The organism is Arthrobacter sp. Leaf337 (assembly GCF_001423745.1).
Taxonomy (GTDB): Bacteria; Actinomycetota; Actinomycetes; order Actinomycetales; family Micrococcaceae; genus Arthrobacter.
On sequence record NZ_LMPC01000031.1, the window covers coordinates 65,046 to 77,851 of the forward strand.

Here is a 12,806-nt window from a genome sequence, read left to right on the forward strand (position 1 = left end):
CCCTAACTCCCTTCCGCCGGCTGACAGCTACGGGTTTGCTGCCCGGTAACGCCGCCGGCGCAGGGCATGTCCGCTGCTGCCCTGGCCGGTGGTCCGGGACCTGACGGCGAGGTACGCCGCGACCGCCGCGGTCAGCACCGCCACCGCCGGGATGAACTGCCACCAGTCCACCGTGTCCATGCCCTGGGACGCGTTCATGGAACCGTGCAGGAGTCCCAGGATCAGGATGCTTCCGCCGGTTCCCAGGAACACCATACCCAGTAGGTAACGCGCTACGGCGGCGAAGCCGAAGAGCACTCCCCAGGACAGGGCAACGTCCGTCCACGGGGTCGCTGCGAACCCCCGCGCGGCGAAGGCCTGGGGCAAATGGATGAGGGCGAACGGGATGGCAGTCAGCAGTGAGCCTGCGAGCACGCCCTTCCGGTCCATCAGCCGGCGCTGGACCACCCCCGCCCAGGCCAGTTCCTCCCAGACGTTGCCCAGCAGGGCGCCGATGACCACTGCCTTCAGCAGGTACAGCCCCGCGGTTGTTGCCCACCCGGTGCCGGGCTCACGGAGCGTGCCGGTCGCGACGGCGGTCAGGAGAGTCAGCAACGGCAGTGCCAGCAACGCCATGGCATACCAGCCGGCGCCCACACGCCAGCGGACCACACCGTTGAAGAGGCGCCGGACGCCGGCACGGCCATCCGTCGCCGCCGTCACAAGGACGGCCGTCCCCAGCAGGACCAGCAGTTCCACCAGGAGCCCGGGAGTAACGTCCTTGAGCAAGACGATGGCAAGACACTGCGCCAGCCAGGCCAGCGGGATGGCAAGGATCAGGAAAGCGGCGACCGGGTGCGCGGCTATGCGGTCCTTGAGCCGCATGCGGATGCTTCCCGCGGAGTTCGGTGCATTCGATTCAACGCTCATGATGTGCCTCGGTTCAGGCCAAATCACCAGATGCGAACAGCTGCAGAGTACGCCGGTTGCAACGCTGAATCCATAGTTTCCGGTGCGGGGTTTCCCGAGCGGGCCGCCGGCCCGTCAGCGGCCATGGGTGGTCCTGGCCTTCCTCTTCCGCCCGCCGCGGAGCAGCTGTCCCCGCAGGGGGCGGGCTGCCGGGGTGCTGAAGCGGGCCGCGCGGCGGGAAATGTGGTGCGTGGGCCGCCGGCGCGGAATGACGGCAGGCCGGACAGGAGGCTGTTGGGCTGTACGGGCAAAGAACCAGCGCTTGGCGAATTCGACCATGACCAGATACACCGCCGTCATGCCCAGCAGCGCCAGGAAGAAAGGCGTGGGCAGCGGATCGAACCCCAAAACGCCTGCCAGCGGAGACAGCGGGAGGAAGATGCCCAGTGCCACCACGCCCAGGGATGCGCCCAGCAGGCCGGCCGAAGGCCTGCTCCGCATGAATGGAACCCTCCGGGTGCGGATGGCAAAAATGATCAGTGTTTGCGTGGCGATCGATTCGATGAACCAGCCGGCCCGGAATTCCCCGGGCACCGCGTTGAACGCGAACAGCATCAAGGCGAAGGTGGCGAAGTCGAACAGGGAGCTGATCGGTCCGAAGAGGAACATGAAACGCCGGATGAAGCCGATGTTCCAGTGCGACGGGGCCAGCAGCTGTTCCTTGTCCACACGGTCGCCGGGGATCGCCAGCTGGCCGGTGTCGTAGAGCAGGTTGTTCAGCAGGATCTGCCCGGGCAGCATCGGCAGGAAACTTAGGACGACTGAGGCCGTGGCGGCACTGAACATGTTGCCGAAGTTGCTGGAGGTTCCCATCAGCACGTACTTGATGGTGTTGGCGAAAATCCTCCGCCCTTCCATCACCCCCTCTGCCAGCACGCCCAGGTCTTTGTCCAGCAGGACAACATCGGCGGCGTCCTTTGCCACATCGGTGGCGCTGTCCACGGAGATGCCGATGTCCGCCGCGTGCAAGGCCAGCGCGTCATTGACGCCGTCGCCCATGAACCCGACGGACCCCCCGCTTTGGCGAAGCAGGCGGATGATCCGGGCCTTCTGCTCCGGCGAGACACGGGCGAAGATGCTCGCCTCGCGGGCCGCTGCTGCCAGCTCGGCATCAGAGAGAGTTTCCACCTCGGCGCCGGTGAGCGTGCCGCCGGAGAGCACTCCGAGCTCGTCACAGACCTTCTCGGCAACCTTGGCGTTGTCCCCGGTGGCGATCTTGACCGTGATGCCGAGCGCTTCGAGCTGGTCCAGTGAAGCCCTGGCGTTGGCTTTGGGCCGGTCCAGGAAAACCAGCAGCCCCTCCAGGACCAGGCCCTTCTCGTCGGAGGGTTCAATCGCCGCCATTCCTCCGGCCGGCCGGCTGGCGACGGCCACCACGCGGGAGCCCGCGTTGAACTGTTCGTCCAGCGTCGCCTGCACGCCCGCCGGGATGTCCACGCAGAGTGCCAGGACATCTTCCGGCGATCCCTTGGTGACCATCCGCGCCACTCCGCCGTCCTCGCTGACCAGCACGCTGGTCCGGCGCCGGAGGTGGTCGAAATCGATGACGTCGAGCCGCTCGTAGCGGTCCGGCTGGAACCCCGCCGCGTCGGCGGAGGCCCAGAGAGCCGTGTCCAGCGGGTTCAGTCCCACCATGGAGACCTTCGCTTCCGCGTAGTCCGCTTCCGTGGCGAGAAGTCCCAGCGTCAACAGGGCGCCCGGGGACAGTCCCTCCCTGGCGGGCAACGCTGCGGTGAAGCTGATCCTGCCTTCGGTGAGGGTGCCGGTCTTATCGGTGACGAGCACGTCCATGTCCCCGAGGTCCTCAATGCACACCAGCCGTTTGACCAGCACTTTGCGTTTGGCCAGCTGACGCGTGCCCGTCGCCAGGCTGGTGCTCACGACGGCCGGCAACAGCTGCGGGGTGATTCCGACGGCGATGGCCAGCGAGAACAGCAGGGATTCAATGACAGGCCGCTGCAACAGGAGGTTGGCGATGAAGATCAGCGAGGTGAGAACCAGGGCCACCTGCAGCAGCAGGTAGGAGAAGCGTTTCAGGCCGAGCTGGAACTCGGTCTGCGGCTGCCGCTCACCGAGTCCCAGGGCGATCCGGCCGAATTCGGCCCGCCCGCCCGTGGCCACAACCACCCCTGTGCAGCTCCCCGACTGGATCACGGTCCCCATGAACAGGCAGGACGTCAGGTCCGCGAGCGCAACGGCACCGGTGACTGGCGCGGGGTCTTTGCTGACCGGCAGGGATTCGCCGGTCAGGATGCTTTCGTCGCAGAGCAGGTCTTTGGCCGTCAGCAGCCTGATGTCGGCCGGGATGATCGCACCGATGGCCAGATGCACGACGTCGCCGGGCACCAGGGTGGTGACGCCGACTTCATCCATGGTCCCGTCGCGGAGAACAGCGGCCAGGTGGGTGACCCGCGAGTGCAGGGCCTCGGCGGCGCGTTCGGCCCGGAACTCGTTGGTAAAGCCCAGACCGACGCTGACCAGCAGGATCACGCCGATCACGATGGAGTTTGTGGCATCCCCCAGGAAGAGCGATAGCCCGGCAGTGATGGCGAGAAGGATCAGGATGGGGCTGCCCAGTTGCCGGCCCAATACGGCCCATCCGCTCGCTTGATGCGTCCGCACGGCGTTGGGGCCCACGGCAGCCAGCCGTTTGGCGCCTTCCCCGCTGGCCAGCCCACCGCTGCCGGATTCCAACTGGTCCAGGACCTCTTCCACGGGAAGCTGCGCGGCATGCGCCATCGTCACTTGCCCGGGCAAATGCCCGTGGACCTGGAAGTCCGGCACGTGGAGTTCCTGCACGTCAGGACAGCCGCCACACGTAAGCGTAGGGCTGCGGGAACTGGGTAATCCGGAAGGCGCGGACCAAGATTTTGGCCGGGCCCGGCGGCATGCCCGTCCAGAGGACCTGCTCCACGTTGTTCCCGTGGTCGAAGCCGGCGGAGGTCCCGGAATTTCCGTGCCGCTCGCTGCCGTCGGCCGCCTGCACAATGAGGTCGAGGTCGTTCTGCAACTGGGGACCGGGCGGATCGGACCACACGAGGGTGATCTTCAGCGTCACCCCGGCTGCGGTGAGTTCCGGGTCCCCGAGGGGACCCCGGTGCCGCCTCCCCTTGGCAGCAACCTTGGGGACTTCAGCAGGGATGTCGATGGCGAAGGAGTCCTCCTCCCCCTGCTCCAGCGGGCCGCCTTCGCCCAGGCCCGCGTTGCCCGGCTGCCCGGGAAGGACCACGGACCGGCCCAGGTTGACCCGGCCCCACCCGGAGTTCCCGTTCGGTGATTCCCCGGCCTCACTGGGGTTGTACTGTCCCGGCAGCACATCGGCGCCGTTGATAAACAGGGCCTTGATCAAGGCAGCGCTGGGGGCGGCCAGCCCGTTCTTCACCAGTGTTTCCCGCAGCACCGCCGCGCAGCCGGCAACCAGCGGGGTTGCCATGGACGTGCCGGAATCGAAGAAGAACAGCGGATCGGTGGAGGTGCCGAAGGTGCTGCCCATCGGGGCGTTCCGCGACAGCGTGGACAGGATGCTGGTTCCCGGGGCCACGACGTCGGGTTTGATCCGGCCTTCCTTCGTGGGCCCGCGGCTGGAGAAGGCCACCATCCCGTCCGGGTTGTTGGCCTGTTTGTCCCGCTTGACGGGGTTCGCGGGGAAGTCACCCGGCCAGTACGTGCCGTAGGAGGGCGCAAAATCCTTGCGGAGGCTTTCGCTGGCTCCCACGGTGATGCAGTTCTTGGCCGCGGACTGGGATCCGATGGAGTTCGAGTCCACCGTGCCGTCGCTGTTGCCGTCCACGCCGTCGTTCCCGGCTGCAAAGCAGATCACCTGGTCCGGGTGGTTCCATACGAATTCGTCGATCTCCCGCGAGCTCGCGTCGTAGGGCAGGTTGAGTCCGGGCACGCCCCACGAATTCGTGTGCACGCGGGCGCCGTCGTCATACGTCTTTTGGAAGAGGTCGTTCAGGTTGACCGGGATGCCGCCCAGACCGCCGTTGGCGTCGAGCAGGCTTTGCAGGATCAGCATGGCTTCAGGTGCCGTGCCCTCAATGTCCCCGCCCATGGTGGCCGAATTTCCCCGGCCCAGCACGGAGCCGGCCACGTGCGTGCCGTGGCCGTGCGGATCGTCCGCCTTGTCCGGCGCCGTGCGGCCCAGCGCATAGAGTGTCTGGACCCGTCCGGTGAACGCCGGATGCGGATTGGCGGCGTCGCCGGTGTCGAATCCTGTGTCCGCAACGGCCACCGCTTCGCCGTCGCCGCGGTAGACGGTCCCGTTGACCAGCACCTCGGCATTCAGGATCTGCCGGGCAACGTTGTTGAAGAGCTGGCGCTCCCGGACCGGGTGGATCTCGCGGATCTCGTCGATCTTCGCCAGTTCCGGGAGCTGGCCCACCGACGTGGTGATGCGCAGCTTTCCCGGCGTCACCGCCACGGCGTCGGGCTCCACCCGGGCCGCCACGGCAACCCGGGCGATCAGGTCCGGGCCGGCCTCGATGCCCGGGTGCAGCAGCAGGTCCACCTTTTCCAGCCGGCGGTCCGGATGCGGTTCGTGGTCCGCCAGCGACCGGACGTTGCCGGTGTCCGCCCCGCGCGGCAGCAGGGGCGGCGGGATCTTGAAGACCCTGGAGTAGACGTCGGCCCAGCTCACGAACGGCAGGGCGCGCACCCGGTCCAGGTCTGCCGGCGGGAACGCTGCAAGGTAGGTGTTGTCCGATACGTATTCCTGCATCTCGACGTCGATGCCGGCAAGTTCCGCGCGCTGTTCCGCCGTCAGCGGCTCCGCGGTCTGGATGAGGATGTGGTCCGACTCCGAGGCGTCCTCGGCAACCAGTCCGGCGTCACGCAGGGCACGGTTCTGTTTGATCGGATCAATGGTGATGCCGTTGATGGTGATGTCAGACATGAAGTTGTGCCCCCTGGCGATCAGCCGGAATTGCGCCGCCGGAAACAGCCTCGGCACCCGGTGGCCGCATGTGCTCTATAAGGAGACCCGGACCCCGCCGAGCGGGGCCCCGGAAGGTGAGCGTCAGCATACGCTCGGCACCCTAGGCGGTCAACGGCGGGTGGAAAGCCGCCCCGCAGCGGGCACCTCCGCGGGCAGAGTCCCGTCGTCCTCGTACGCGTCCGCTCCGGCGAGGTCGCGGCCGGCGATGTAGCCGAAGGTGAGGGCCGGCCCCAGATTGATGCCGCCCGCGGGGTAGTGCCCGCCCATGACGTTGGCCTGGTCGTTGCCCGCAACGTAGAGCCCTTCGATCGGCCGGCCGTCGTTGTCCAGGACGCGGCTGCGGCCGTCCGCCTCCAGTCCGGCGAAGGTGCCGAAGCTGCCGGGAACCACGCGGACCGCGTAGAAAGGACCTTTCTCGAGCGGACCCAGCGAGGGGTTGGGCCGGTTGCCGGCGTCGCCGCCATACCGGTTGAACGCTGTCTCGCCGCGTCCGAAGTCGGGGTCCACGCCGTCGCGGGCGTTCCGGTTGAACTCCGCCACGGTGGCTTTGAGGCCGGCGGGGTCGATCCCGCACCTCGCCGCGAGCTCCTCGACGGTCCGCCCCTTCTTGAGGTAGCCGGAGCGAAGGTACGGGAACAGCGGGACCGGCAGCGGCTTGGCCATGCCCAGCGGGAACCTGCGGACGAACCGGCTGTCGGCAATCTGCCACGACTCCGCGGTGCCGCCCGCGGGCGTGGCTTCTATCAGCGCGGCTACGTAGTCGTAGTAGCCGTTGGCCTCGTTGACGAAGCGCTTGCCGTTCGCGAGGACGCCGATGCTGCCCGGCTTGGCGCGGTCCATGATGTGCGGGAAGGTGCCTGTGCGGCCGTTGCGGTACGGCACCAGCGACACGGGGCACCACGCCGCGGCGGACTTCACGTCGGTCTTGAACCGGGCGCCCACGGCCTGGGCCAGGCTGATGCCGTCGCCAGTGGTCTCCGCTGGTGCCAGCGTCCAGTGTTCCCGGCCGGTGGGAGTGTGGGGAAAGAGCTCTTTCCGGCGGTGGATGTCGTTGGGGAAGCCGCCGGCGGCGAGGACGACGCCGCGTGCTGCGTTGATCTGCAGCTCACCGTTCCGGGAGCCGACGACGGCGCCGGTCACCTTGCCGTTGTTGTCGGTAAGTAGCCGTTTCGCGGGCGTGGAAACGCGGATGTCCACACCGAGATCGTCAGCGGACTTCAGCAGGCGTCCGGTCAGGGCGGTGCCGTTGACCAGTTGCATGTTGCGGCGGTGAATCAGCAGGTCCAGGAGATGGAGGCCCATGCGCCAGCCGGCGTGGAAGATGCCCTTCGGGTTGCCCTGCGAGGCGGAGAGGAATTTGGTGAGGTCCGGTCCGGCCATGATGCCCATGCCCAGGAAGGACGTCTCGTAGAGCTGGTGGCGCATCTTTGCCCGGAGTTCCGGCCGGATCCGGCGGGCGTTGATCGGCTTGGGGCCCACTGAGCGGTTGCCGGTGCCTGCGCCCGGTACCTTGCCGTAGATGTCATTGATCCTGGTTCCCGGGACGAACTGGAGGGACGTCTTGTGCTGGAAGAACCCCACCATGTGCGGCACGGCGTCGAGGAAGGCGTCCACCTTGTCCGCCTGGTACTCCTGCCCCAGGGTGTGGCGCAGGTAGGTGCGGAACGTTTCCTTGTCCTCGTTCACGCCGGCAGCCCTGGCCAGGGGGTTGCCGGGGGTCCAGGCCCAGCCTCCGGACCAGGACGTGGCCCCGCCGCAGACCTCGGCCTTTTCCACCACGATGACTTTGAGGCCGTGATAGGCGGCGGTGACCGCGGCGGACAATCCGCCGGCACCTGATCCGACCACCAGGACATCGCAGTCCACGGCGGGAAGCCGGCGGTCCTGTCCAATAGCGGCCGGTGCCGGCGTGGAGTCGGTGCTCGCGTTCATGGGGTTCTCCATTGTGGGTCTCTCGGTGTCTCTCAGTGTCGGTAGTGGTCAGTGGCCGAAGGTATCTGAATCGAGGCGCGGCGGGGCGCCGGTCTCCAGTGCATTGATGGCGGCCAGCTGGTCCGCTGTCAGCTCAAAGCCGAAGACGTCCAGGTTCTGCCGCTGACGGGTGTCGCTGGCGGACTTCGGTGTGGCGATGCGGCCCTGCTGGACATGCCAGCGGAGCACGATCTGCCCGGGCGTCCTGCCGAGCTCCGGCGCCGCTCCGGTAATGGCCGGGCTGGCCAGGAAGTCGCCGTTGCGGCCGAGCGGGCTGTACGCACCGGTGGCAATGCCGTGCTCGCGGTGGAAGGCCAGCTGTTCAGGCTGGCCGTGGGCGGGGTCCACCTGCACCTGGTTGACCGGCACCGTAAGTCCGGCTCTTTCCACTGCAAGCAGGTGGGCGGGCTTGAAGTTGGAGACGCCCCAGGCGCGGATGACGCCGTCGTCCGCCAGCTGCTGGAGGCCTTCGCAGGCCTCGACGAACCGGCCCTGCGCGGGGTTGGGCCAATGGACCAGGAACAGGTCCAGGTAATCCACGCCGAGTCGGGCCGCCGAGCGTTCAAAAGCGGTGCCGACGCCGTCCCGGCTGTGCCAGTCCCGGTTGAACTTGGTGGTGATGAAGATGTCCTGCCGGGCGATGCCGCTGCGCCGGATGCCCTCCCCCACCGCCTCTTCATTGCCGTAGTTCTCAGCAGTATCGATGTGCCGGTAGCCGTTGTTGATGGCGCGGTTCACGGCATCCGCGGCTTCCTCCCCCACCATCGGCCAAGTGCCCAGCCCGATCAGCGGAACGTGGACGCCGGGGGCAAGCTCCGTCGTCGTGCTTTCCAGTACTTCGCTCACTTGGTCCCTGCTTCCTGGAGGCTCTCCGCTGCCGCGAGTACGGCGTCGGAGGCGGCTTTGAGGTTCCGGGCCCAGCCCGGTTCGCCGAGTTCGGCAACCCGCCGGTCCGACGGCGTCTCGACGCTCACGGGCGTCCCTGCCGGGAACGCGGCCACCAGCGCGGCGAGATCGAACCCGCCTTCGCCGGGGACACCGCGCTCGGAACGGGACTCGGCCACCAGGTCCTCGCGGCTGGCGGGCCGCTGCACCGGACCGTCGCACAACTGCAGCAGCGGGACGAGGTCCGCACTGGCTGCCAGCTGGTCGAGCGTGCCGCCGAAGCGGTTGAAGTGCAGGGCGTCCACCACGATCTTGCATCCCGCCGCCCGGGCCAGCTCGGCCGCGGCGGGGATCGAATGGACCGCCTGGTAGGAGATCGGTTCCAGCGTGGGCACGATGCCGAAGCCCCGGCCGTCCTCCGTCATACGGGCCAGGGTGTCCGCCAGCCGCGCGGTGTCCGCATCGGCGCCGGCTACGGTCAGCGAGCCGGCGCCCAGCGCCTGGCCTGCTTCCATCATCCGCAGCCAGGCCTCGCGCTGTTCGCTGCCGTCCAGCAGCAGGAACTCGATGTCCTTCACCGTCACCCCGGTGTCCCGCATCCGTGCCAGGGTTTCCCTGAGCATGGGTGACCCCGGCTGCAGGTCGTACGCCCGCTCGGCCGCCGTGACCGGCCGCACCCGGGCGCCGATGAAGTCGAAGCCTGCCCCGGCGGCGATGGTCACGAGGTCCGGCGGCGCGGTCCCCACGAGGGAAAGCTGGGCCAGGCCCACCTGGCGGCGAGGCGGGGTGTTCATGATGCTGCTCCGTTCAGGGAAAGGTTCGCTGGATCTCGACGGGCTCGGTCGCCGGTGGGACTGGCGGCCAGTGCGGCGGCCACGCGCTGGGCGGCGTCGTAGCCGCTCTTCACGGCGTTGGACGCGATGGCCGGGGCCTGGTCCACCACCGTTCCGGCGAGGGTCACGGGAACCCCGGCCGCGAAACTCAGCTCCGCGTCGCGTTCACGGGCCGGCACGGAGCCGTCCAACGGGGCAACCGAACGGGAGACCAGCAGTGGCCCGGGGGCGTCCAGCCACTCGCCGCTGCTGAGCCGCACGCGGGCGCCGTCGTACTCCTCGATCGCGGCGCCCAGCCGGATCCGGACCCGCGGATTCTGGTCCAGCCGGGGCACGGCCAGGATCTTGGCGCGGCGGCCGGATTCCGGCGCGATGACGTCCTGCGGCCCTACCAGCAGCACGGCGGCGCCGCGGTCCGCCACTGTGTCCGCCACGCTCATTGCCACTGAGTCGGCCCCCCAGATGGTCACCGCTGCGGGGACTTCGCCGGCGGACGCACCGCCGTCCAGGACGCCGGGGTGGGCGGCGAGCCATTCGCGCACGTCCAGGACGTTCGGGGAATCTCCGCCGGTGAACCGGGCGGCCGGGCGCAATCCGCCCGTAGCCAGCACAACAGCGTCGGCGCCGGTTTCGCGGACCAGTGCCGCGACGTCGTTCGTGTTTACGTGCGTGCCCAGCCGGACGTCGACGCCGAGCCGGGCGTTCTCTTCCGCCGACCATTCGGCGAAACGGTGGAAGTCCGGGGTGGACTTCATCCGCTCCGCGAGGGCGAACTGGCCGCCGGGGCGGGCACCGTCGTCGAGCACTGTTACCTGTGCGCCGGCTTCGGCGAGTTCACGGGCGGCGGTGAGGCCGGCGGGGCCTGCGCCCACCACCACAACGCGGGAGCCTTCACGGACGGCGGGCGTGGGGATCGGGACGCGGGAGCGGCCCACGGCCGGGTTGACGGTGCAGGTCACCTGGCCGAGTCCCAGGTTGTCGATGCAGACGTTGCAGGCGATGCACGGGCGGTAGCGTTCGCCGTGCAGGACGCCGCCCACAAAGGCGGGGTCTGCGTGGATGGCGCGGGCCAGGCTGACGAAGTCGCAGGTGCCGTCGCGGAGAACCTCTTCAATGATGGCCGGGGAGTTCAGCCGGCCGGCCATGCCCAGCGGAAGGCCGAACCGGCGGTAGTCCTTCGCGTAATCGGCCAGGACGCCGGGTTTCCATTCGCCGGACTGGACGATCCATTCGCCGGCCTCGTAGCTGCCGGCGGAGATGTCCAGGAAGTCGAGATGCTCGAGGTGGGCTTTGGCGATGATGGCCAGCTGCTGTTCCGCGGTGATGCCGTCCGCCGGACCCTCCACCACGGAGACGCGCATGCCGATGATGGCATCGGGGGCGGCCTGCCGGACTTCGTCGATCACCAGGTTCATGAAGTGTTCCGGGGCGGCGAATTCGTCGGTGCGGTGGTTGGAGATGGGGGACATGAACTGGTGGATCAGGTACCCGTGGGCGCCGTGGATGTTGATGACGTCGAAGCCGGCGTCCACGGCGCGGCGGGCAGCCTGGCCGTAGGCTTCCACGAGGTCGTGGCACTCCCCGAGGGTGAGCTCCCGCGGCACCTCCCCGCCGGCCACCTCGCACGGCACCGGCGACGGCGCCAGGTTCTTGTATCCCGATACCGCAGCCTGTGCTGTGCGGCCGCCGTGGTTGATTTCGACGGCGGCGAGCGCGCCCTCGGCATGCAGCGCGTCGGTGAGGGCACGCAGGCCCGGGACCATGGCGTCGGTGTGCAGGCCCAACTGGTGGGAGCGGCCCTTGCCGTCGGCACGGACGTAGGTGGCCTCGGTGGTCACAATACCCAGCCCGGCCCTGGCCCGGGTCACAAGGTAGTCGATGTACTGGTCCGTGATCTGGCCGTCGGTGGTGCCGTAGTTGCGTTCCATCGGAGCGGAGGCGAGGCGGTTCCGGAGTGTCCGCGGAGTGCGGCCGTTGCGGCCGAGGGTCAGCGGCAGGGCTGCGTAGCGTTCGGTGGTCATGGGATTCTCCTAATTTGCTGCCGGAATGCTGGCGGCGAGTTCGGCTGCCGGGGCTTCCGGCGCCGATGCCTGGCCGGTGATGCCCCGCTGGTCCACCGCGGCGAAGCGGACCGGGACGCCCGTGCGGGAGGATTCGTACACGGCCAGCAGGATGCGCAGCGCCCTGGTGGCGTCCTCGCCCGTGATGGCCGGCTCGGTGCCGTCTTCCAGTGCGGCCACGAAGTCGCGGACCTGGCTGGTGTGGTGCGGGATGAGCTGGCCGTTGATGGTGGCGAGGTCCACGTTGGGGCGGATTCCTGAGGGGTGGACGGCTTCAGTGGTGATGGTTTCGCCGACGGCCCACAGGTCCACCCGGCCGTCGCTGCCCTCCGGGAACTCGGTGAGGGATGCCGAGGCGCCGGTCTCGCCGGTGATGCGGATCTGCACGCCCAGGCTGGGCGACACCGCCGTCGAGGCCTCCAGCGTTGCCATGGCTCCGGAGGTGAAGGTCAGGACCGCTGTGGCGGAGTCCTCCACCTCGATGTTGGCGCCGTGCTTGTAGCTGTTGATCTTGCCGTAGACCTCCGCGATGTCCCCCATGAACCACTGCAGCAGGTCGATGTAGTGGATGGCCTGCGTCATCAGGACCCCGCCGCCGTCGTTGGCCCAGGTTCCGCGCCAGGCGTCCTTGGAGTAGTACTCCGGTTCGCGGTGCAGCATCACCGAGCACTGCCCCATGACGGGGCGGCCCAGGGTGCCGTCGTCGATCGCCGCCCGGATCCGCCGGGCGCCCGGCCAGAAGCGGCGCTGGAAGAGCACGCCCAGCTTCACCCCGGCGTCGGCGCATGCCGCGGCCATCCGCTCGGCCGAGGCCAGGTCGGTGGAGATGGGCTTCTCGCAGAGCACGTGGACGCCTGCCGCGGCCGACCGCAGCACCACTTCCTCATGGGTGGGGTGCGGCGTGCAGACCGAGATGATGTCCACGCCGAGATCCAGCAGCTCGCCCACCGTATTCACGGCGTTGGGCACATCCCACGATTCGGCAGTGGCACGGGCCCGGTCCAGGTCGATGTCGCAGACCCCGACGATCCGGACGTTGTCCAGGGCGCCGAAGGCCTCGAGATGGTTGCGGGAGATGGCGCCGCAGCCAACGATGCCGACGCGGAAGGTGCGGGCGGGTGCGGATGCTGATGGAGTCACGGGAGGATCAACTTTCTGGTGCGTGGGTGGGCG

8 protein-coding genes are annotated in these 12,806 nt (G+C 68.6%); all 8 read right to left on the bottom strand.

Annotation, left to right across the window (positions count from 1 at the left end):
- Nucleotides 1-27 precede the first annotated feature (27 nt).
- A complete protein-coding gene (locus ASF98_RS22870; RefSeq protein ID WP_055807352.1) occupies nucleotides 28-909 on the bottom strand; it encodes a CPBP family intramembrane glutamic endopeptidase in 882 nt (293 codons plus the stop codon).
- A gap of 114 nt (nucleotides 910-1,023) precedes the next feature.
- Nucleotides 1,024-3,732: a magnesium-translocating P-type ATPase gene (gene mgtA / locus ASF98_RS22875; RefSeq protein ID WP_235506136.1), complete on the bottom strand. Its 2,709-nt coding sequence runs from the start codon at nucleotides 3,730-3,732 to the stop codon at nucleotides 1,024-1,026.
- A 16-nt stretch (nucleotides 3,733-3,748) separates the two neighbouring features.
- Nucleotides 3,749-5,842 (bottom strand): S8 family serine peptidase, encoded by a 2,094-nt coding sequence (locus ASF98_RS22880; RefSeq protein WP_055807685.1) that lies wholly within the window; start codon nucleotides 5,840-5,842, stop codon nucleotides 3,749-3,751.
- A gap of 150 nt (nucleotides 5,843-5,992) precedes the next feature.
- Nucleotides 5,993-7,816, bottom strand: coding sequence for an FAD-dependent oxidoreductase (locus tag ASF98_RS22885; protein WP_055807355.1), 1,824 nt, complete (start codon nucleotides 7,814-7,816; stop codon nucleotides 5,993-5,995).
- A gap of 48 nt (nucleotides 7,817-7,864) precedes the next feature.
- Complete coding sequence (locus ASF98_RS24365) at nucleotides 7,865-8,701, bottom strand: aldo/keto reductase (protein WP_235506137.1); 837 nt, start codon at nucleotides 8,699-8,701, stop codon at nucleotides 7,865-7,867.
- Nucleotides 8,698-9,534, bottom strand: a complete 837-nt coding sequence (locus tag ASF98_RS24370; protein WP_055807358.1) for a sugar phosphate isomerase/epimerase family protein — start codon at nucleotides 9,532-9,534, stop codon at nucleotides 8,698-8,700. Before ASF98_RS24370 ends, ASF98_RS24365 begins: the two co-directional genes overlap by 4 nt.
- Nucleotides 9,531-11,594 (bottom strand): FAD-dependent oxidoreductase, encoded by a 2,064-nt coding sequence (locus tag ASF98_RS22900; RefSeq protein ID WP_055807361.1) that lies wholly within the window; start codon nucleotides 11,592-11,594, stop codon nucleotides 9,531-9,533. Before ASF98_RS22900 ends, ASF98_RS24370 begins: the two co-directional genes overlap by 4 nt.
- A 9-nt stretch (nucleotides 11,595-11,603) precedes the next feature.
- Nucleotides 11,604-12,773: a Gfo/Idh/MocA family protein gene (locus tag ASF98_RS22905; protein WP_055807364.1), complete on the bottom strand. Its 1,170-nt coding sequence runs from the start codon at nucleotides 12,771-12,773 to the stop codon at nucleotides 11,604-11,606.
- Nucleotides 12,774-12,806: the final 33 nt, after the last annotated feature.